The 23,231-nt window shown below is 48.3% G+C and carries 10 protein-coding genes and 1 pseudogene; 5 read left to right on the top strand and 6 right to left on the bottom strand.

The window, feature by feature from the left end:
- Nucleotides 1-11: 11 nt before the first annotated feature.
- The 4 genes and pseudogenes from srfAB to NST16_RS16055 all read left to right on the top strand — a co-directional run bounded on the left by srfAB (nt 12) and on the right by NST16_RS16055 (nt 16,735).
- A complete protein-coding gene (gene srfAB, locus NST16_RS20885) occupies nt 12-10,766 on the top strand; it encodes a surfactin non-ribosomal peptide synthetase SrfAB (protein ID WP_445684600.1) in 10,755 nt (3,584 codons plus the stop codon).
- A 37-nt stretch (nt 10,767-10,803) separates the two neighbouring features.
- The gene (gene srfAC / locus NST16_RS16065; protein WP_340887533.1) at nt 10,804-14,631 is read left to right on the top strand and encodes a surfactin non-ribosomal peptide synthetase SrfAC; all 3,828 of its coding nucleotides are present in this window, start codon (nt 10,804-10,806) and stop codon (nt 14,629-14,631) included.
- Nucleotides 14,632-14,658: 27 nt separating this feature from the next.
- Nucleotides 14,659-15,387 carry a surfactin biosynthesis thioesterase SrfAD gene (srfAD, locus tag NST16_RS16060; protein ID WP_010332992.1) on the top strand — a complete coding sequence of 243 codons (729 nt, stop codon included), beginning with the start codon at nt 14,659-14,661 and terminating at the stop codon, nt 15,385-15,387.
- 104 nt (nt 15,388-15,491) lie between these two features.
- Nucleotides 15,492-16,735, top strand: a pseudogene (locus NST16_RS16055) (MFS transporter).
- A gap of 79 nt (nt 16,736-16,814) precedes the next feature.
- Here the strand turns inward: NST16_RS16055 and NST16_RS16050 are convergent.
- Nucleotides 16,815-17,354, bottom strand: a complete 540-nt coding sequence (locus tag NST16_RS16050) for a YcxB family protein (protein WP_268449387.1) — start codon at nt 17,352-17,354, stop codon at nt 16,815-16,817.
- A 49-nt stretch (nt 17,355-17,403) separates the two neighbouring features.
- Complete coding sequence (locus NST16_RS16045) at nt 17,404-18,345, bottom strand: DMT family transporter (RefSeq protein WP_268444273.1); 942 nt, start codon at nt 18,343-18,345, stop codon at nt 17,404-17,406.
- Nucleotides 18,346-18,468: 123 nt separating this feature from the next.
- Here NST16_RS16045 and NST16_RS16040 point away from each other — a divergent pair, with 123 nt between their 5' ends.
- Nucleotides 18,469-19,803, top strand: coding sequence for an aminotransferase-like domain-containing protein (locus NST16_RS16040; RefSeq protein WP_340887528.1), 1,335 nt, complete (start codon nt 18,469-18,471; stop codon nt 19,801-19,803).
- On the opposite strand, the gene NST16_RS16035 is transcribed toward NST16_RS16040, so the two are convergent.
- The 4 genes from NST16_RS16035 to NST16_RS16020 all read right to left on the bottom strand — a co-directional run bounded on the left by NST16_RS16035 (nt 19,798) and on the right by NST16_RS16020 (nt 23,161).
- Nucleotides 19,798-20,472 (bottom strand): 4'-phosphopantetheinyl transferase family protein, encoded by a 675-nt coding sequence (locus NST16_RS16035; protein ID WP_340887527.1) that lies wholly within the window; start codon nt 20,470-20,472, stop codon nt 19,798-19,800. The genes NST16_RS16040 and NST16_RS16035 overlap by 6 nt on opposite strands.
- A 53-nt stretch (nt 20,473-20,525) precedes the next feature.
- The gene (locus NST16_RS16030) at nt 20,526-21,383 is read right to left on the bottom strand and encodes a TIGR03943 family putative permease subunit (protein WP_445684599.1); all 858 of its coding nucleotides are present in this window, start codon (nt 21,381-21,383) and stop codon (nt 20,526-20,528) included.
- Between the two features lie 3 nt (nt 21,384-21,386).
- The gene (locus NST16_RS16025; RefSeq protein ID WP_340887524.1) at nt 21,387-22,382 is read right to left on the bottom strand and encodes a permease; all 996 of its coding nucleotides are present in this window, start codon (nt 22,380-22,382) and stop codon (nt 21,387-21,389) included.
- Nucleotides 22,383-22,513: 131 nt separating this feature from the next.
- Nucleotides 22,514-23,161, bottom strand: a complete 648-nt coding sequence (locus NST16_RS16020) for a YczE/YyaS/YitT family protein (RefSeq protein ID WP_010333001.1) — start codon at nt 23,159-23,161, stop codon at nt 22,514-22,516.
- Nucleotides 23,162-23,231 lie beyond the last annotated feature (70 nt).

Raw genomic sequence — 23,231 nt, 5'->3', positions numbered from 1 at the left:
AGAGGTGGCATATGAGCAAAAAATCAATTCAAAAGGTGTACGCACTTACACCGATGCAGGAAGGAATGCTGTATCATGCGATGCTTGATCCGCATTCTTCCTCTTACTTCACACAATTAGAGCTTGGCATTCAAGGTGTTTTTGATCTTGAAATCTTTGAGAAAAGCGTCAATGAACTGATCCGGTCATACGATATTCTCCGTACGGTATTTGTACACCAGCAGCTGCAAAAGCCGCGTCAGGTTGTGTTAGCGGAACGCAAGACAAAGGTGCACTATGAAGATATCAGTCATGCAGACGAGGATCGCCAGAAAGACCACATTGAGCGTTACAAACAAGACGTTCAGCGCCAAGGCTTTAACCTGGCAAAAGACATTTTGTTCAAGGTGGCAGTTTTCCGCCTTGACGCAGATCAGCTGTATCTTGTCTGGAGCAATCACCATATTATGATGGACGGCTGGAGCATGGGCGTGCTGATGAAAAGCCTGTTCCAAAACTACGAAGCGCTCAGAGCAGGCCGCACACCTGCAAATGGGCAGGGCAAGCCATATTCCGACTACATTAAGTGGCTTGGAAAACAGGACAATGAAGAAGCGGAAGGCTACTGGAGCGAACGCTTGGCGGATTTTGAACAGCCAAGCGTGCTCCCGGGCCGCTTGCCGGAGAAAAAAGACGAGTATGTGAACAGAGAATACTCATTTACATGGGACGAGGAACTGGTTGCACGCATTCAGCAAACGGCGAACCGCCATCAAGTGACGGGGCCTAACCTGTTTCAGGCGATCTGGGGAATCGTCCTCAGCAAATATAACTTTACGAATGATGTTGTCTTCGGCACGGTCGTATCGGGACGGCCGTCTGAAATCAACGGAATCGAAACAATGGCGGGGCTCTTCATCAATACCATTCCGGTGCGTGTAAAGGTTGATCGGCAGTCTACATTCGCTGATATTTTCACAGCCGTTCAGCAGCATGCGGTGGAGGCGGAGCGCTACGATTACGTGCCGCTTTACGAGATTCAAAAACGTTCAGCCTTGGACAGCAGTCTTTTGAACCATCTTGTCGCTTTTGAAAATTATCCGCTTGATCAAGAGCTTGAAAACGGCAGCATGGAAGACAGGCTCGGTTTCTCTATCAAGGTTGAGAGCGCATTTGAACAAACAAGCTTTGATTTCAACCTCATTGTTTACCCGGGTAAAACCTGGACCGTCAAAATCAAATATAACGGCGCTGCATTTGATTCTGCTTTTATTGAACGGACAGCAGGACATCTCACCCGCATGATGACAGCCGCTGTCGAGCGGCCGGACGCCTTTGTGCGTGAGCATGGGCTTGTGGGAGAAGAAGAGCAGCGGCAAATTGTGGAGACCTTTAACAGCACTTCAACAGAACTCCCTGAAAGAATGGCTGTTCATCAAGTATTTGAAGAACAAGCAAAGCGGACACCGGCAAGTACTGCCCTCGTATATGAAGGAGCCGAGCTGACGTACCGCGAGCTGAACGAAGCGGCGAACCGTCTGGCGAGAAAGCTTATCGGGCAAGGTCTTCAACAGGGTGAAACAGCAGCCATTATGAATGACCGTTCGGCAGAGACTGTTGCCGCCATACTGGCTGTTTTAAAGGCAGGCGCTGTATATGTGCCGCTTGATCCCGCACTTCCGGAGGATCGGCTCCGTTTCATGGCGGAGGACAGCTCGATTCGGATCGCTTTAGCTGGAGAGGTCTATACAAAACAGGCAAATCAGCTGCAAGTGCCGGTTCTCCCGCTGGAAGGCGTTTTTGAAGAGAATGAAACGGCTGACAATCTGAATCTGCCCGCCGATCCGTCTGACCTGGCTTACATCATGTACACGTCAGGTTCGACCGGAAAACCGAAAGGTGTCATGATCGAACACAAAAGCATTCTGCGTCTCGTCAAAAATGCAGGATACGTTCCTGTTCATGAAGAAGACCGCATGGCGCAAACGGGAGCTGTCAGCTTTGATGCCGGCACATTTGAGGTCTTTGGCGCGCTGCTGAACGGCGCGGCGCTTTATCCGGTGAAAAAAGAGACACTGCTTGACGCGACACGGTTTTCAGCGTTCCTGCGTGAGCAGAAAATTACGACGATGTGGCTGACATCGCCATTATTCAACCAGCTTGCTGCAAAGGATGCCGGCATGTTTGGCACACTGCGCCATTTAATCATCGGCGGAGACGCGCTCGTGCCGCATATTGTAAGTAAAGTGAAACAGGCATCGCCGTCGCTTTCTCTGTGGAACGGGTACGGCCCGACAGAAAATACGACATTCTCTACAAGCTTTTTGATTGATCGCGAGTACAGCGGTTCAATTCCAATCGGGAAGCCAATCGGAAATTCCACTGCATACATCATGGATGAGCAGCAGCGTCTGCAGCCGATCGGAGCGCCCGGTGAACTGTGTGTCGGGGGAAGCGGCGTGGCACGGGGCTACGTCAACCTCCCAGAGCTGACGGAGAAGCAATTTCTCGAAGATCCGTTCAGACCGGGTGAAAAAATGTATCGAACTGGCGACTTGGCGAAATGGCTTCCGGACGGGAATATCGAGTTTTTAGGAAGAATTGATAACCAGGTGAAGGTGCGCGGGTTCCGGATTGAGCTTGGGGAGATCGAAAACAAATTGAACATGGCCGAACATGTGACAGAGGCTGCCGTGATCATTCGCAAGAACAAAGCGGATGAAAATGAAATTTGCGCGTACTTTACGGCGGATCGCGAAGTGTCTGTGAGCGGGCTGAGAAAAACGCTGTCTCAATCATTGCCGGACTATATGGTTCCTGCCCATTTGATCCAGATGGACAGCTTGCCGCTTACACCAAACGGAAAAATCAATAAAAAAGAACTGCCTGTGCCTCAATCAGACGCTGTGCAGTCTGAATATGCAGCACCCAAAACAGAGAGTGAAACGAAATTAGCCGAGATTTGGGAAGGGATACTTGGCGTTAAAGCAGGCGTTACAGATAACTTCTTTATGATCGGCGGACATTCTCTGAAAGCGATGATGATGACGGCGAAAATTCAAGAGCATTTCCACAAGGAAGTACCGATTAAAGTGCTTTTTGAAAAGCCGACCATTCAAGAACTGGCACTGTATTTGGAAGAGAGCGAAAGCAAGGAGGAGCAGACGTTTGAACCGATCAGGCAAGCACCTTATCAGCAGCATTATCCTGTATCCCCGGCCCAGCGGAGAATGTACATCCTCAATCAGCTTGGACAAGCAAGCACAAGCTACAACGTCCCTGCTGTACTTTTGCTGGAGGGAGAAGTAAACAAAGACCGGCTTGAACATGCGATTCAGCAATTAATCGATCGGCACGAAATTCTCCGTACGTCGTTTGACATGATAGACGGAGAAGTCGTACAGACCGTTCATAAAAACATATCGTTCCAGCTGGAGGCTGCCAAGGGGCGGGAAGAAGACGCGGAAGAGCTGATCAAAACGTTTGTTCAGCCGTTTGAGTTAAACCGCGCGCCGCTCGTCCGTTCGAAGCTTGTCCAGCTTGAAGAAGAACGCCATCTGCTGCTCATTGATATGCATCATATCATTACGGACGGCAGCTCGACTGGCATTCTCATCGGCGATCTCGCCAAAATCTATCAAGGCGCAGATCTGGAGCTCCCGCAGATTCACTATAAGGATTACGCTGTCTGGCAAAAAGAACATGCGGATCATCAAAAAGATGAAGCATACTGGCTGGATACGTTTAAAGGCGAGCTGCCGGTTCTTGACCTTCCGGCGGATTTCCCGCGGCCTGCAGAACGGAGCTTTTCCGGGGAGCGCGTCATGTTCGGGCTTGATAAACAAATCACGGCTCAAATCAAATCGCTGCTGTCAGAAACAGACACAACAATGTACATGTTCCTTTTAGCCGCATTTCATGTATTGCTCTCTAAGTATGCGTCACAGGATGACATCATCGTCGGCTCACCGACTGCGGGCAGAACACATCCTGATTTGCAAGGTGTGCCGGGTATGTTTGTCAACACGGTGGCATTACGGACAGCGCCTGCGGGGGACAAAACCTTTGCGCAATTCCTAGACGAAGTCAAAACGGTCAGTCTTCAAGCATTCGAGCACCAAAGCTATCCGCTTGAGGAATTGATTGAAAAGCTGCCGCTCACAAGGGACACAAGCCGTAGCCCGCTGTTCAGCGTTATGTTCAACATGCAGAACATGGAGATTCCTTCTTTGAAATTAGGAGATTTGAAGATTTCTTCCTATTCTATGCTTCATCACGTGGCGAAATTTGATCTGTCCTTGGAAGCTGTCGAACGTGAAGAAGAAATCGGTTTAAGCTTTGACTACGCAACTGCCTTATTTAAGGACGAGACAATCCGCTGCTGGAGCAGCCACTTTGTCAATTTGATCAAAGCAGCTGCGGTTAACCCGAACGTACGGCTGTCTGATTTGGAGATTCTTTCACCGGCTGAAACGGCAGCTTTGCTTGAAGAGAAAAAACAAACCACTCATTCTGGCGAAGACACGTTTGTATCACTTTTCGAAAAACAGGTGCAGCAAACACCTGATGATCCGGCTGTGATTTCTGGCGGAAACCAGCTGACCTATCGTGAGCTTGATGAACAGGCGAACCAGCTGGCGCATCATTTGCGCGCGCACGGGGCAGGAAGTGAAGACATCGTAGCCGTTGTCATGGATCGTTCAGCTGACCTAATGACAGCTGTTCTTGGGATCATGAAGGCGGGAGCCGCTTTCCTTCCGATTGATCCGGATACGCCTGAGGAACGAATCCGCTATTCATTAGAAGACAGCGGTGCGAGATTTACAGTCGTGAATGAAAGAAATATGACTGCCATAGGGCAATATCAAGGAACCACGATCAATATCGATCAAGCGGATTGGCGGAATGAAAACAAGGAGCGCCCGGAATTGATGTCTGGGCCTCAGAATCTTGCATATATCATTTACACATCCGGCACGACCGGGAAGCCGAAGGGTGTGCAGATTGAGCATCGCAATCTGACAAACTATGTTTCTTGGTTTAGCAAAGAGGCGGGCCTGACAAAAACGGATAAGTCGGTCTTACTTTCGTCTTACGCATTCGACTTGGGTTATACAAGCATTTTCCCTGTGCTCCAAGCAGGCGGTGAGCTTCACATTGTGCCGAAAGAGACATATACGGCGCCCGATCAGATTGGCCGTTATATCAAGGAGCACGGCATCACGTATATCAAGCTGACACCGTCCCTGTTCCACACGATGGTGAACACGGCCAGCTTTACAAAGGAGCCGCATTTTGAATCCCTGCGCTTGATTGTGTTGGGAGGAGAAAAGATCATCCCTGCTGATGTTCTAGCGTTCAGCAAAGTATATCGGCATACCGAATTTATCAATCACTACGGTCCGACCGAAGCAACAATCGGCGCCATTGCCGGACGGATTGACCTGACTGAACCTGGCACATTCGCGAAACGGCCGACAATCGGACGGCCGATTGCCAATACCGGCGCACTTGTCTTAAATGAGTCATTGAAGCTTGTGCCTCCGGGAGCGAGCGGTCAGTTATATATCACAGGACAGGGGCTTGCCAGAGGATATCTCAGCCGTCCTCAGCTCACATCCGAGAAATTCGTTGAAAACCCGTATGCGCCGGGGAGCCTGATGTACAAGACCGGAGATGTCGTCCGGAGACTGGCGGACGGTACGGTTGAATTTATCGGCCGGGCTGATGATCAGGTGAAAATCCGTGGCTACCGCATAGAGCCGAAAGAAATTGAAACGGTCATGCTTAGCCTCAGCGGTATTCGAGAAGCGGTAGTGCTTGCGGTTTCTGAGGGCGGGCTTCAAGAGCTTTGTGCGTATTATACGGCGGATCAAGCCATTGAAAAAGCAGAGCTCCGGAAACAGCTTTCACAAATACTGCCGTCTCATATGATCCCTGCCTTCTTCGTGCAGGTAGATGTCATCCCGCTCACGGCAAACGGGAAGACCGACAGAAACGCATTGCCGAAGCCGAACGCAGCGCAATCCGGATATGAGGCGTCAGCTGCTCCGGAAACAGCATTTGAAGAAAGCCTTTGCCGCATCTGGCAGAAAACACTCGGCATTGAAGCGATCGGAATCGATGACAATTTCTTCGATTTAGGCGGCCATTCACTAAAAGGAATGATGCTCATCGCCAATATACAGGCGGAATTGGAGAAAACCGTGCCGCTTAAAGCGCTGTTCGAGCAGCCGACTGTACGCCAGCTGGCGGCTTACATGGAGGAATCGGCAGCATCAGGCGGCTATCACATGTTAAAGCCGGCTGACAAACAGGATGTGTATCCATTGTCATCCGCGCAGAAACGGATGTACGTGCTCAATCAGCTTGACCGGCAGACGATCAGCTATAATATGCCATCGGTTCTTCTGATGGAAGGCGAGCTTCACATTTCGCGCCTGAGAGAATCACTTAACCAGCTCGTAAACCGTCATGAATCATTGCGCACGTCATTTACGGAAGCAGACGGAGAGCCTGTCCAGCGCATTGTTGAGGAGGCATCAATTGATCTTCACGTGTTTGATGCAGAAGAGGGCGAGGCGGAACAGAAGATTAAGGAATTTATCAGGCCATTCGACTTAAGCAACGCTCCACTCATTCGCGCGGCATTACTCCGAATTGCAGACCAAAAACATCTGCTTCTATTGGATATGCATCACATTATCGCGGATGGTGTATCAAGAGGTATTTTCGTTAAAGAATTGGCACTGCTTTATAAAGGCGAACAGCTTCCGGAGCCGAAGCTTCATTACAAGGATTTCGCTGTTTGGCAAAATGAAGCCGGACAGAAAGAACGGATGAAGGAGCATGAGCAATACTGGCTATCAGTTCTCTCAGGCGAACTGCCGGAGCTTGACCTTCCGCTTGATTACACCCGACCGCCTGTTCAAAGCTTTGAAGGGGATACTGTACGTTTCCGCGCGGGAAGCGGGACGGCAAAGGCGATTGAAAAACTGCTCGCAGAAACGGGAACGACTTTGCATATGGTGCTTCATACCGTCTTCCATGTCTTTTTAAGCAAAATCTCCGGACAGCGGGATATCGTGATCGGCTCGGTTACAGCAGGCCGCACGAATGCCGACGTGCAAAACATGCCGGGGATGTTCGTCAATACGCTTGCACTGAGAATGGAAGCAGAAGAAAAGCAGACATTTGCAGAGCTTCTGGAGCAAGCAAAGGAGACGAATCTGTCAGCGCTTGAGCATCAGGAGTATCCGTTTGAAGATCTGGTCAATCAGTTAGACCTCCCTCGGGATATGAGCCGAAATCCATTGTTTAATGTGATGGTTACGACAGAAAACCCTGATAAAGAACAGCTTGAGCTGCAAGATCTCACGATTTCACCTTATGAGGCCCATCAGGGAACATCGAAGTTTGATCTGACATTAGGTGGTTTCGCTGACGAAAACGGCATCGGTCTGCAGCTGGAATATGCGACTGATCTATTCTCAAGAGAAACAGCTGAGAAATGGAGCGAATACGTCCTGCGGTTATTGCAGGCTGTGGCAGAAAATCCAAACCAGCCGCTTTCCAGCCTGTCGCTCGTCAACGAGACAGAAAAACAAACGCTTCTGGAGGCCTGGAAAGGAAAAACACTGCCTGTGCCGACAGACAAAACGGTTCATCAGCTGTTTGAAGAAACCGTTCAGCGCCACAAGGACCGCCCGGCTGTCACGTATAACGGGCAGTCATGGACGTACGGCGAGCTGAATGCGAAGGCGAACCGTCTGGCGCGGATTTTGATCGACTGCGGCATCAGCGCGGATGAGCGCGTCGGCATTCTGACGAAGCCGTCGCTTGAAATGTCCACCGCGGTGCTTGGTGTCCTGAAGGCGGGAGCGGCATTTGTGCCGATTGACCCTGACTATCCAGATCAGCGGATTGAATATATCCTACAGGACAGCGGTGCGAAGCTTCTCTTGAAACAGGAAGGCATTTCAGTGCCGGACAGCTATACGGGCGAGGTCATTCTTCTGGACGGCAACCGGACGATCCTGAGTCTGCCGCTTGACGAAAACGATGAGGAAAATCCGCAGACCGACACAACCGCGGATCACCTTGCTTATATGATTTACACGTCAGGAACGACCGGACAGCCGAAGGGTGTTATGATCGAGCACCATGCGCTTGTCAACCTGTGCTTCTGGCATCATGACGCGTTCGGCATGACAGCGGAGGACCGCAGTGCGAAGTACGCGGGCTTCGGGTTCGACGCTTCCATTTGGGAGATGTTCCCGACCTGGACGATCGGCGCTGAGCTTCACGTTATTGATGAAGCGATCCGCCTTGATATCACCCGCCTGAATGACTATTTCGAAACAAACGGCGTGACGATCACCTTCCTGCCAACACAGCTGGCGGAACAGTTCATGGAGCTAGAAAACACGTCACTCCGCGTGCTCTTGACCGGAGGGGACAAGCTGAAGCGTGCGGTCAAACAGCCGTACAAACTCATCAACAACTACGGGCCAACCGAAAACACTGTCGTTGCGACAAGCACAGAGATCAATCCGGAGGAAGGCTCGCTTTCTATCGGGCGCGCGATCGCCAATACGAGAGGGTACATTCTCAGCGAAAGCCATCAGGTTCAGCCGGAGGGCGTGGCCGGAGAGCTATGTGTGGCGGGACGCGGACTGGCGCGCGGCTATCTGAACAGGGAAGACGAAACCGCGAAGCGGTTTGTCCCAGATCCGTTTGTGCCGGGTGAACGCATGTACAAAACGGGCGACTTGGTGAAATGGACGGGCGGCGGCATCGAATACATCGGCCGGATCGACCAGCAGGTCAAGGTCCGCGGCTACCGGATCGAGCTGTCAGAAATCGAAGTCCAGCTCGCCCAGATTTCTGCGGTGCAGGATGCGGCGGTGATAGCCGTCAAGGATAAAGGCGGGAATACAGCGATCGCGGCGTATGTCACACCGGAAACAGCTGACATAGAAGCGCTGAAATCTGCACTGAAGGAAACCCTGCCGGACTACATGATCCCGGCGTTCTGGGTGGCCTTGAACGAGCTTCCGGTTACCGCAAACGGCAAAGTAGACCGCAAAGCGCTGCCGGAGCCGGATATTGAAACAGGAAACGGAGAATACAAAGCGCCGTCCACTGACATGGAAGAACTGCTTGCCGGCATTTGGCAGGACGTGCTCGGTATTTCTGAAGTCGGTGTCAGTGACAATTTCTTCTCGCTCGGCGGAGATTCCATTAAAGGCATCCAGATGGCGAGCCGCTTGAACCAGCACGGCTGGAAACTGGAAATGAAGGATCTCTTCCAGCACCCGACGATCGAAGAGCTTACCCAATACGTGGAGCGTGCCGAAGGCAAACAGGCAGACCAAGGCCCTGTGGAGGGCGAAGTTATCCTGACGCCGATTCAGCGCTGGTTCTTTGAAAAGAATTTCACGAACAAACATCACTGGAACCAGTCGGTTATGCTTCATGCCTCGGAGGGCTTTGATCCTGAACGGGTTGAAAAGACATTGCGGGCACTGATTGAGCATCATGACGCGCTTCGCATGGTCTACCGTGAAGAAAATGGCGACATCATTCAAGCGTATAAACGGATAGACGAGTGCGAGGTCAGCTTTGAAATCGTTGATCTGTACGGCTCAGATGAAGATATGCTGAAAAGCCAGATTAAGGTTCTTGCTGACAGTCTGCAAAGCAGTCTCGACCTGCAAAACGGACCGCTTCTGAAAGGGGAGCTATACCGCACGGAAGCAGGGGATCACCTGCTCATCGCTGTACACCATCTCGTGGTCGACGGCGTATCTTGGCGGATCTTGCTTGAAGACTTTGCATCAGGCTACATGCAGGCGGAGAAAGAAGAGCAAATCGTCTTCCCGCAAAAAACGAACTCCTTCAAGGATTGGGCAGAAGAATTGGCGGCATTCAGCCAATCAGCACACCTTTTGCAGCAGGCTGAATACTGGGCGCAAATTGACGATGAAGAGGTTTCTGCTGTTCCGAAGGATGATGAAACAGAGGAGCGGATTGTCAAACATACCTCATCCGTCATCTGTGAATTAAATGAGGAAGACACTAAACACCTCTTAACAGATGTTCATCAGCCATATGGAACCGAGATCAATGATATTCTTCTCAGCGCGCTCGGATTAACGATGAAAGAATGGACAGATGGTGTCAAAATCGGCATCAATCTTGAGGGGCACGGACGGGAAGACATCATCCCGAATTTGAACATCTCCAGAACGGTTGGCTGGTTTACGGCACAATATCCTGTTGTGCTCGACATGTCTGAAACAGATGTCTCAGCGGTCATCAAAGCAGTCAAAGAAAACCTGCGCCGCGTTCCGGACAAAGGCGTCGGATACGGCATTCTCCGCTACTTTACAGAACAAGCGGGAGCGCAAGGCTTCACACCGGAAATCAGCTTTAACTATTTAGGCCAATTCGACAGTGAAGTGAAAACGGATTTCTTTGAACCGTCCGCTTTCGATATGGGACGCCAAGTGAGCGAAGAATCAGAAGCCCTGTACGCTTTAAGCTTCAGCGGCATGATCCGTAACGGACGTTTTGTTCTTTCTTGCTCCTACAATGAGAAGGAATATGAAAGAGCAACGGTCGAAGCACAAATGGAGCGGTTTAAAGAAAATCTCCTCCTGATCATCCGCCATTGTACGGAAAAAGAGGACAAGGAATTCACACCGAGCGACTTCAGTGCGGGAGACCTTGAAATGGATGAGATGGGCGATATCTTTGACATGCTTGAGGAGAATTTGAAATAAAAATGCAAGGGAATTACAGAAGGCGGGAGAGAAACATATGAGTCAATTTAGCAAAGATCAGGTTCAAGATATGTATTACCTATCGCCGATGCAGGAGGGGATGCTGTTTCATAGCATCCTGAATCCCGGCCAGAGCTTTTACCTTGAACAAATTACGATGAAAGTAAAGGGCGACTTCAATATCAAATGCCTTGAAGAGAGCATGAATGTCATTATGGACCGGTACGATGTATTTCGTACCGTGTTCATTCACGAGAAAGTAAAAAGGCCCGTTCAAGTCGTATTAAAAAAACGTCAATTTCATATAGAAGAAATCGATCTGACACATTTATCCGAAAGAGAGCAAACGGATAAAATCAATGAATACAAAGCACAGGATAAGATCAAAGGCTTTGATTTAACGCGTGATATTCCGATGAGAGCAGCCATCTTCAAAAAAGCTGACAACAGCTTTGAATGGGTGTGGAGCTACCACCACATTATATTGGACGGCTGGTGCTTCGGCATCGTCGTGCAGGATCTGTTTAAGGTATACAACGCCCTGCGTGAACAAAAGCCGTACAGTCTGCCGCCTGTCAAACCGTATAAGGAATACATCAAGTGGCTTGAAAAGCAGGATAAACAAGCATCGCTCCGCTACTGGCGCGAGTACTTGGAAGACTTTGAAGGACAGACGACGTTTGCGGAGCAAAGAAAGAAACAAAAGGAAGGATACGAGCCGAAAGAACTGCTCTTCTCACTGCCGGAGGCGGAAACAAAAGCTTTTACAGAGCTTGCGAAATCTCAGCACACCACTTTGAGTACCGCTTTGCAGGCAGTCTGGAGCGTACTGCTCAGCCGTTATCAGCGGTCTGACGATTTGACCTTCGGTACAGTCGTTTCCGGGCGTCCTGCGGAAATCAAAGGCGTTGAACATATGGTCGGCCTGTTTATCAACGTTGTTCCTAGTAGAGTGAAATTGGCTGAAAACATGACATTCAACGGTTTGCTCAAGCAGCTTCAGGAGCAGTCACTTGAGTCAGAACCGCATCAATATGTGCCGCTTTATGACATCCAAAGCCAGGCCAACCAGCCGAAATTGATTGACCACATCATCGTGTTTGAAAATTATCCGCTTCAGGATGCAAGCAATGAAGAAAGCGGTCAAAACGGATTCGATATGGAGGATGTCCATGTATTTGAGAAGTCAAATTACGATCTCAATTTGATGGCCTCCCCGGGTGACGAAATGCTGATCAAGCTTGCCTATAATGAGCTTGTGTTTGATGAAGCGTTTATGCTGCGCTTAAAATCCCAGCTTCTCACAGCGATTCAGCAGCTCATTCAGCATCCCGATCAGCCTGTCAACACCATTGATTTCATTGATGAAAAAGAAAAAGAGTACTTGCTTAACGGCTTAAATCCGACACCTCAAACGTGTGAGCCAAAACCTCTGACAGATTGGTTCAAGGAGGCGGTGGACGTCAATCCAAGTGCACCGGCGCTCACATTTGCAGGCCGAACGCTGTCCTATCACGAATTAGACGAGGAAACGAACCGCCTCGCACGCCGTTTACAAAAGCAAGGTGCTGGCAAAGGCTCTGTTGTTGCATTGTACACAAAGCGCTCGCTGGAACTGGTGATTGGGATTCTCGGTGTGTTAAAGGCGGGAGCGGCTTATGTACCGGTTGACCCTAAGCTGCCGAATGACCGAATTTCATATATGCTGATCGACAGCGGGGCGGCATGTCTGCTTACACATCAGGAGATGAAAGAGCAAGCGAATCAGCTGCCGTTTACAGGCCAAACACTCATCATTGATGATCCCATCCGTTTTGAAGAAGAGGCAAGCGATCCTGAAACCGTGATTGCACCTGATGATGCGGCGTATATCATGTATACATCAGGCACAACCGGAAAACCAAAGGGAAATATCACGACGCATGCCAATATTCAAGGATTAGTGAAGCACGTTGATTACATGACGTTTTCTGAGAAAGACACGTTCTTATCTGTATCGAATTACGCTTTTGACGCATTTACTTTTGATTTCTATGCTTCCATTCTGAATGGAGCAAGACTGATTATTGCTGATGAAAATACACTGCTTGATCCAGAGCGTCTCACGAGTCTCATCCGCCAAGAGAATGTCAGCGTCATGTTTGCGACCACAGCTTTATTTAATCTTCTCACAGATGCGGGAGAGGATTGGCTGAAGGGGCTTCGCTGTGTGTTATTCGGTGGGGAACGCGCGTCTGTGCCTCATGTCAGGAAAGCACTGAAGATCATGGGGCCGGGCAAGCTGATTAACTGCTATGGCCCGACTGAGGGCACGGTGTTTGCAACGGCTCACGTCGTGCACGAGATTCCGGGAACTCTCTCCTCTCTGCCAATCGGAAAGCCGATCAGCAATGCGAGTGTTTATATTCTCAATGAATCAAATCAGCTCCAGCCGTTCGGAGCGGTCGGTGAACTATGCATCAGCGGAATGGGCGTATCAAAAGGCTATGTTAACCGTGACGAGCTGACAAAGCAGAAATTTACCGCCAACTCGTTCAAACCCGGAGAAACACTTTACCGAACCGGGGATCTCGCTCGCTGGCTGCCTGATGGAACGATTGAATACGCCGGCCGTATTGATGATCAAGTGAAAATACGGGGGCACCGGATCGAGCTGGAAGAAATCGAAAAACAGCTGCAGGAATATCCCGGAGTAAAAGACGCGGTTGTCGTAGTGGACCGCCACGAGTCTGGCGACGCATCAATCAACGCCTACCTCGTGAACCGGACGCAGCTTTCAGCAGAAGACGTTAAGGCACATCTGAAAAAACAGCTTCCTGCTTATATGGTGCCGCAGACATTTACGTTCTTGGACGAGCTTCCTTTAACAACAAACGGAAAAGTCAATAAACGTCTGCTGCCAAAACCGGAGCCAGATCAGATATCGCAAGAATGGATTGGACCTCGAGATGAAACGGAAGAAACAATTGCACAAATCTGGTCCGAGATTCTCGGGAGAAAGCAAGTCAGCATCCACGACGATTTCTTCGAGCATGGCGGTCATTCCTTAAAGGCGATGACAGCCGCTTCTCGCATCAAAAAAGAGCTCGGAATTGACCTTCCGGTGAAGCTTTTGTTTGAAGCGCCGACGATTGCCGGCATTTCTGCATACCTGAAAAACGGGGGCTCAGAAGGACTTCAGGACGTAACAATCATGAATCCGGAACAGGATGACATCATTTTCGCGTTTCCTCCGGTATTGGGATATGGCTTAATGTATCAGAACCTGGCCAAGCACTTGCCGTCATACAAGCTGTGCGCATTTGACTTTATTGAAGAGGAAAACCGTCTTGACCGGTATGCCGCTCTGATCAAGGAGCTTCAGCCGGAAGGGCCTGTGACACTGTTCGGTTATTCAGCAGGGTGCAGCCTGGCGTTTGAAGCGGCTAAAAAACTTGAAGAGCAAGGACGCACCGTACAGCGGATCATCATGGTGGATTCCTATAAAAAACAAGGCGTCAGTGATCTGGACGGACGCACGGTCGAAAACGATGTCGAAGCCCTGATGAATGTAAACCGGGACAATGAAGCGCTCAATAGTGAAGCCGTCAAGCAGGGGCTCAAGAAAAAAACACATGCCTTCTACTCATACTACGTCAACCTGATCAGCTCGGGCCAAGTAAAAGCAGACATTGATTTGCTGACCTCTGATCTTGACTTTGAAATGCCCGAATGGCTTTCCTCGTGGGAAGAGGCGACAACGGGCGCTTACCGGGTGAAAAAAGGCTTCGGAACACACGCCGAAATGCTGCAGGGCGAATGTCTTGATAGGAATGCCGGGATTTTGCGCGAATTTATTAAGAAACAAACCATAACGCTTTCTTAAGGAAGCGATGAAAGGGGGAGCCGGCCAATGAGCCAACTGTTCAAATCATTTGATGCGTCGGAAAAAACGCAGCTCATCTGTTTTCCGTTTGCCGGCGGCTACTCGGCTTCATTTCGCCCTCTCCATGCTTTTTTGCAGGGGGAATGTGAAATGCTCGCAGCTGAACCGCCGGGACACGGCACGAATCAGACGTCAGCCGTTGAGGATCTCGAGCAGCTGACTGATTTGTACAAGCAAGAATTACATTTGCATCCAGATCGGCCGTTTGTGCTGTTCGGGCATAGCATGGGCGGCATGATCACCTTCAGGCTGGCGCAAAAACTGGAGCGTGAAGGCATTTTTCCGCAGGCCGTGATTATCTCTGCGATTCAGCCGCCGCATATTCAACGGAAAAAAGTATCGCATTTGCCTGATGATCAATTTCTCAATCATATTATGAAATTAGGCGGAATGCCCGCAGAGCTCGTTGAAAATAAGGAAGTCATGTCATTTTTCCTGCCTTCGTTCAGATCGGATTACCGTGCGCTTGAACAATTCGAACTTTACGACATGACACCGATCCAATCGCCGGTCCATGTCTTTAACGGACTGGATGACGAAAAATGCATCCGGGATGCGGAAGGCTGGAAGAAGTGGGCGAACCATACCACGTTCCATGAATTTGACGGCGGGCATATGTTTCTGCTGTCACATACGGAGGAAGTGGCTGAACGGATATTTGCGATTTTGAATCAGCATCCGATTTCCAGTTCCTGATGAAGAAGCGAACAGCGCTGTGCTGTTCGTTTTTTTGATATAGAATGTAAATTTTCTCATGATATAATAGTCGCAATACTCAAATAAAGGCAGGTCAGGAAAAAATGTCTCAGCACATCCTTCACGCGTCTCCTAAGATGAAATGGTTTGTATTGCTGTTCACGTTTGTCTTCGCCATCGGAATGAACTCATTCAGAAATTCCTTTCAATTTTTTATGCTCCCGATGGCAGAGACCTTTCACGCCGACCGGTCGCTGATTTCGGCTTCCGTCAGCATTTTTATGATCACGACGGGTGTCGTTCAGTTTTTTGTCGGCTTTTTTCTTGACCGGTTCAGCGTCAGAAAGATTATGGGGATCGGCGCCATCTGTATCAGCGCAAGCTTTTTGGCGCTCCCGCATTCGCCGAATGTCCATATATTTTCCGTGATCTACGGTGTGCTCGGCGGAATTGGCTATTCCTGCGCGGTTGGCGTGACGACACAGTATTTTATCAGCCGCTGGTTTGACATGCATAAAGGCTTGGCACTCGCCATTTTAACCAATGCAAATTCAGCCGGTTTGCTGCTGCTGTCACCAGTTTGGGCTGCAGCTCCTTACTATGCAGGCTGGCAAACTACGTATACGATATTGGGCATTTTCTTAGCTGCTGTTCTGCTGCCTCTTTTGGCCTTCGGAATGAGGCACCCGCCCAATGTCCAAGGACAGTCAATGAAAAAATCTTATGACTGGCAAGGATTTTGGAAGGTGTTAAAGCAGTCCCGCCTCATTCATATCCTGTACTTCGGCGTATTTACGTGCGGATTTACAATGGGAATCATTGATGCTCATCTCGTTCCCATGCTGGAGGATGCGCATGTCTCTCATATCAACGGAATGATGGCTGCGTTCGGGGCGTTTATTATCATTGGGGGATTATTGGCAGGCTGGCTGTCAGATTTGCTTGGCAGCAGAAGCGTGATGCTCTCCATTTTGTTTTTCATTCGTCTCATTAGCTTGATCTGCCTGCTCATTCCCGCGCTCGGCATTCATAACAGTGAGCTTTGGTACTTGGGCTTTACGCTGTTATTCGGGCTCAGCTACACAGGCGTGATCCCGCTGACCGCTGCGTCCATTTCTGAAAGCTTTCAAACCGGGCTTATCGGCTCGCTCCTAGGCATCAATTTCTTTATCCATCAAATCGCCGGCGCTCTCAGTGTGTATGTGGGCGGGTTGTTTTTTGATATGAATCATAATTATTTGCTGATTATGGTTGTGTGTTTGGTGCAGTATGTTTATCAGCATTATTGGAGCTGGTGCCATTCAAAAAAAACAAGCATTTTCATAACGAAGAGAGTGTTGAAAATTAATCTCCATTAGCTGAAGAGAATGTTACTCGATGGAAAGAAGATAAAATATCTCATTAAATAAAAGAGGGAACACCCTCTTTTAAGTTTGTCGTTTTCCTTTTTTGGCACGTACTTGTTCTTTTACAAGCTGTCTGAATGAGTGGAGCTCATTTTCGAATACAAAAAAACGTTTAGGAACTAAGATGACCTGGTGACTAGAAGTTTTGATAGAGAATAAGTGTTTATATTCTGCAACTGCCCTTATTTCATCCCATTCAAACAACGTAACATCGTTTTTGGATTGAATTTGAATGCCTTGCCGGTTCATGGTATATGTCCTTTGGCGTTTTAGCCGTGTATTGTTCTTATAGCTGGTACGCAGCCGCATATAATGAAAAGCAATCAAAAGCAATGTAAAGATCAAAGATAGAATCGCTATGAAAATACCATTATATATCACTTCAAGTGTTTCGCTGTCATAAACAGTAAACGGAAATCCATAAAGTGAATACACCAATAAAGATAAAAGAAAAATATAAATAAAAGAAAACAATGCTGATATTCTTTGCCGGTATAAAAAGTAACATCTCATATCTTGTAATGATATGGCTCCCTCTAGGAAGACACTGTGTTGAATCATTCTTACACTGCACCTCAAACCATTTTTCCTTCAACTCTAACATAACATCTCATTTGTTCATAGAAATGGATTTTTCGGTTTGCTTTCTTTTTCGGAGACCGGCATTGCTTCCCAGCACGCCGATGATAATACAAACCGCACCAGCAAGGTGGTACCAGGCTAGGCTTTCGTTCAGAATCACAACTCCGGCAATCATCGTCACGATGGTGGACAAATGATTAAAAGCGCTCATTTTAAACGCCTCAATCCGGGACAGCGCATAGTTGGACATAAACGAAGTCACGAGCGAAGATAACACGCCCAAATACACAATTGCGAGGATAAAGCCGGGCTCCCTGAATGGATGGAAGTAAGTGCCGACCGTTCCGGAAGCACCGTGACGCACCAAAGCGATGGCATTGAAGACGACAAATCCGATCGCTGACATGATGTAGGTAAGCTCCATCAGCCGGAAACGCTGTGTCATTTTTCTTGCGGCGGTATTGTACATAGCTGAAGACAGCGCGGACAATAGAATGAGTACAGACCCCTTTAGGCTGGCCGATTCTACGTTCACGCCCTTCATCACAAAAATAAACATGACGCCCGCAACTGATAACACGGTGAACCCTTTTTGAGCCCACGTCGATCGCTCTTTTAAAAAATAAGCGGCAAAAACCATTGTGAAAATCGGAATGGATGCCTGAATGATCCCGGCTTCAGAGGATGACGAGTACACCAGGCCGAATGCCTGAAAGCTGAAAAACAGTGCCGGATACAGCAGGGCGAGCGGCAAAATCGCCATTACATCTTTTAAACGGATGGACAGCTTTACCCATCCGAATAAGACAGGTATAGTAGCTGCTGCAAACGCAAGGGTGAACCGATGTGCAAGAATATCAAACGGTTCTGCCGATTGCAGGGCGATCTTCACGAAAAGAAAGGATAAACCGATAATCAATGCATTTAACAACGCTGCTAGATAAGCTGAGGTTTGCTGATTTTTATACATACAGGAAGTGCTCCTTTATATAAATAATAGAGCCGGCCGCTCCCTTTTATTGTATGGGGAGGATCGGAACGGTACAATGAGAAAAACAATGAACTGTACCGGTACAAAACAGGGGGAGAAAGAATGGAGAAGTATATCAGTCTCTTAATACAGATAGAGGAAATGATGCAAGGCAGTGTCTATCAAGAAGGAGACAGGCTTCCTTCCATCCGGCAGCTGTCTACCCGCTATCAAGTCAGCAAAAGCACGGTGATCCGCGCACTGCAAGAGCTGGAAAAACGCCATCTCATCTATTCTGTTCCGAAAAGCGGCTATTATCTTGTGAAAAAGACGAAGAAGCCGCATCACGGCAAGGCAGGCCCAATCGACTTTGCAACATCTGCGCCAGACCCTGATATTTTTCCGTATGTGGATTTTCAGCATTGCATCAACAAAGCGATTGATACATACAAGCGTGATTTGTTTCTATACGGAACACCGAAGGGCCTCCCGTCGCTCATCTCTGTTCTGCGAAAGCTGTTTGCTGATCAGCAGGTATTTGCGGACGAGAGGCATATGTTTATCACATCCGGCGTACAGCAGGCACTCTCCCTGCTGTGTGCAATGCCGTTTCCCAATGGGAAAAAGAAGATCGCCATTGAACAGCCAGGCTATCATTTGATGGTTGAACAGCTGGAGACACTGGGCATCCCCGCAATCGGGATAAAAAGAACGGAGGAGGGGCTTGATTTAGCAGAAGTCGAGCGGCTGTTTCAAACAGAACCGATCAAATTTTTTTATACGATGCCACGCTTCCATAACCCGCTTGGGAGTTCACTGGCCGAACGGGACAAACAAGAGCTGGTGAGATTGGCAGAAGCCTATGACGTCTATCTTGTTGAAGATGACTACCTTGGTGATCTTGAGGAAAATAAAAAGGCAGACCCGCTGTACGCGTACGATCTGTCCTCACATGTGATTTATTTAAAAAGCTTTTCAAAAATGATGTTTCCCGGTCTTCGCGTGGGGGCCGCCGTTTTGCCGGATGTGCTGACTGACACATTTCATACGTACAAAAAGTTGAACGATATTGACTGCTCGATGATTTCTCAAGCCGCGTTAGAAATTTACATCAAAAGCGGAATGTTCGGCAGGCACAAGGAAAAAATCAGAAATTCCTATAAGGAACGGTTCCTCAGACTTCATGAAGCTATTCAAACACACGGACAATCGAGCCGCGGCCGCTTTATATTTTCCAGCGGCCAAGCCCCATGCATGCATACCCATCTGGTGCTGCCTGAGGATCTGCCGGCATCAAGAGTGATTCAAAAGGCGAAAAAGCAGGAGGTTCTCCTTGAAGCAATTGACCGCCATTATTTATCAGACTATCCGAAAGAAAATCTATTAAAAATCAATATTTCCAATGTAAAGACGGAAGATATTGAGCGAGGCATTAAGCTTTTGATGAGCCATTTATAAAAGCGCTTCGTACGAGATCATGGTGATGTCCTCCGGGAAATCAGGGCGGGCGGCGCACACGGCCATTTTATAGCCGGGGTCTACCTCATACGTTTTGATAAAGCAAGGCGTATGATATTCCGGAAGCTCGACGGATACTCGGCCATCCTCATGCAGGCGCACGGAGAAGGAGTCAAGCGGCAGCGACAGGCCTTTGCCTTCCTGCTTGATAAAGCTCTCTTTCATAGACCATAGATGATAAAAATAATCGTTTTGCTCGTCTTTATGTTTGGATAAAAGATCGCTGTACTCGGTCTTTGAAAAGAAACGTTCGGCAATCCCGAGGCTGATTGGCTTCATTTTTTCAATATCGACGCCGATCGGATCTGAATCAAATGCGCCGATGACCCAATGGCCGGAGTGGGAAATGTTAAAGTGGGCATCGGGGAGGTCAGGGATGCAAGGCTTCCCGTATTCCTGCGCGCTGAAGCGGATATCGGCTTTATTCAGCTGGTACTGCTCGCTGATGACAGAGCGGACAAGCACATCTCCCAGCAGGGTGCGGTGAGCATCTTCTTTATGATAAAATCTCCGGCATTTCTCCCGTTTTTCAGCGGAAACCAAAGACATCAGCCGATCCGATTCTGCCTGTGAAAGCGGGCGGTCCATATAAATTCCGTAAATTTTCATTCTAGATCCTCCGTCTGCAAAAGATTGTCAAAACCATCCTATCATATTTTGATTTACTTCGGAGTAAGATCCTCGATGATCTCATATACATAAGGGCTTTTAGGTGTGCTGATTTTTTGTGTGTTTGTCACAGAAATGTTTGGAAGCCGTTCGCCGTCCTGATTGATCGTTGTAAGCTTTCCCGTTAGGTAAACCCATTCGCCTTCCTTAATATCAGGTTTTTTAGAGAAACCAACCGGCAGCCCGTAAACCGTGGCATCGGCGATACAGCATGATATTCCATAACGGCCGATAATATAGCGGTTCAGCTGTTCGTCAAAATAGACAAACCCTTTGATATGAATCTCCTTTCCTTCATAAGATTCCGGATTCTCCACCAAAAGATGAACGACCGGAACATAATATTTATCCACTACAGATATCATTTCTTCTTGCTCCATTTGCCGCGCCAGTTCTTTTTCATAGCCGCTTGGAAGTGTAGAAGCCGTTCCTTCTTCACCAGCTTTTGTTTCTGATTTGATGTCATCAATGCTTTTCGAACCATTTGTGGAAAACATTCGGTTTTGGGCGATTTCATTTGTCAGAACATGGTTTGGGAAAAGGAAGCCTGATGCGATAGGTATCAGAAAAAAGCTGTACAGCCATGGGTGAGTCTGTGGATGCTGATGACTGCATGCACAGACGGAGCAGCTGTACCGATTGTCTTGTTTTCGCCACATGATTGACAATATCCCGAGTGTAAAAGCAGTTAAGATAAAGAACTTTGTAAACCAAATCATGCGGGGAGAAATGAAATGTAAAATGTCGCCTGTCAGATAAAGTTTTAAGGTCATAAAAGCAAAGCCGATTAATAGAAGTCCGCGAACCACAGCTTCAAAAGAATACATTGTAGTATGTTTCAATTCAACCACCCTTTATCCGAATATGACACCATAGAGCCATGCGATTCCAAGCACCGAAGCTGAAATGATCAGAAAAAATGCGATCACAAAGCGTTTTTTGAAACATGCAGCATATACAAATATATTTTTCAAATCAAGCATTGGGCCATACAGCAAAAAGGAGAGAAGGGAAGCGTGAGAATAAGTGCCGGCGAATGTAGAAGCGACAAAAGCATCCGCATGCGAGCAGAGTGAAAGGACAAATGCAAGTCCCATCATGACGGCCGAACCTGACAGATCACTCGTTCCCAGTTCAGCGAGAGCTCCCCGATTTAAAAAGGTTTGAAAAAGACTGGCGATAAATGCGCCGGCGATTAAATATCTGCCCATGTCGAAGAATTCCTCAATCGCATGGGTAACGATAGATCTCAAGCGGTTTCTGTGCTGCTGCGGGGTGTATTCTGTCCGCGCGTCTGATGTAGATTCTTTCAGCATTGATTGCTTTCTGAATAACCAATACATCATGAGGCCAGTGATGATACAAATGACGACGGCCAGCCCGAAGCGCGCATAGACAAGCTCCAGGTTCTTGCTGAATGCATAGTAGGTGGACAATACGACAATCGGATTTAAGATAGGAGCTCCGACTAAAATGACCGTACCGACGTGCAGAGGCATGCCTTTTTGGATCAGACGGCGCACCACTGGAATCACCGCACATTCACACACTGGAGAAAGAATGCTGATCAAGAGAGCGGAGCCAATTGCGCCATATGGGTTCTTCACGATCCATTTGGTCATCCATTGATCGGATATGAACAAGTCAATCAGTGATGAAAAAAAGATGCCGAGCATGATGAAAGGAATGGACTCAAGTAAAATACTCAGAAAAATGGTATTGACGTTAAGCAGGGAATTTGGAACAGGAATAGAAAGCTTGTCGGGTTCAAGGAGGATGAAACAATAGAGTAAAAAGAAAAAGAGCAATATGCTGAAGGAGCGTCTAGCAAATTGTTGGATAACTTCCATTATGATACCTGCCGTCTCTTGTATTTCTCTTATATGAGATAGTACCAATCTATGAGACAAGCTTGCAGAACATGAGTGAAAAGCAAAAAACCGGACAAATGTAATTGGTCCGGTTTTTGTGTAACAGTAGATTAGTGCAGAGGCGGAGTCGCTTTGGCAGCGGCTGTCCGTCTCGCCATAGCATATTGTAATAATTGTGTGGACTGCGGCAATGAAAAACGCAAAATCAGCCCAGTAAGGATGGCGGTCAAAATGGTTCCGATCCCGATCGGTCCGCCCATGCCCCATGCCGCGAACAAAATCGTGATTTCAATGCCGTTTCGCACCCATTGCACATTCCAGCCGGTTTTTTCTGAAATCAGCATCATCAGCGAATCACGCGGGCCTGCACCAAGACCTGCAGATACATAAACACCGACGCCGTAGCCAATCAGCAGCACGCCGAGAGAGAAGACAATAGCGGAAGCCATGTAACCGGAGGGTTCAGGCAGGAGAAAATTGAAAAAATCTATAAAAATACCGATGAGCAGCATGTTCAGTATCGCTCCGATTTTTGGCCAAGCTCTCGTAAACAATGACGTCAACCCAACGATGATCGCACCTATAATGATGGCCCACTGGCCGATCGTAAGCCCGAAGTGCTGAAACAGGCTGTAATGAAATGCATCCCACGGACTGATCCCTAGCGCTTTTCCTTCTATCGTAAGGGATACACCAAAAGACAAAATAAGCAGACCGGCAAAATAAAATGTCCAGCGCAGAACAAGTTCTCGCTTCACGTGAAGTCCCTTCTTTCGTAAAAATCAATCGATTGTCATTGTAGCATATCTGACAGAAGGGCGGAATAGG

Source organism: Bacillus sp. FSL K6-1005, from assembly GCF_038000225.1.
GTDB lineage: Bacteria > Bacillota > Bacilli > Bacillales > Bacillaceae > Bacillus > Bacillus mojavensis.
The sequence above is the reverse complement of the archived record's forward strand: the minus strand, read 5'-3'. Positions and strand labels throughout refer to the sequence as shown.

Coding starts and splice junctions, on each gene's coding strand:
- srfAB (WP_445684600.1), top strand. CDS start 12: ATGAGCAAAAAATCAATTCAAAAGGTGTACGCACTTACACCGATGCAG.
- NST16_RS16045 (WP_268444273.1), bottom strand. CDS start 18,345: ATGTATAAAAATCAGCAAACCTCAGCTTATCTAGCAGCGTTGTTAAAT.
- srfAD (WP_010332992.1), top strand. CDS start 14,659: ATGAGCCAACTGTTCAAATCATTTGATGCGTCGGAAAAAACGCAGCTC.
- NST16_RS16040 (WP_340887528.1), top strand. CDS start 18,469: ATGGAGAAGTATATCAGTCTCTTAATACAGATAGAGGAAATGATGCAA.
- NST16_RS16050 (WP_268449387.1), bottom strand. CDS start 17,354: ATGATTCAACACAGTGTCTTCCTAGAGGGAGCCATATCATTACAAGAT.
- NST16_RS16035 (WP_340887527.1), bottom strand. CDS start 20,472: ATGAAAATTTACGGAATTTATATGGACCGCCCGCTTTCACAGGCAGAA.
- NST16_RS16025 (WP_340887524.1), bottom strand. CDS start 22,382: ATGGAAGTTATCCAACAATTTGCTAGACGCTCCTTCAGCATATTGCTC.
- srfAC (WP_340887533.1), top strand. CDS start 10,804: ATGAGTCAATTTAGCAAAGATCAGGTTCAAGATATGTATTACCTATCG.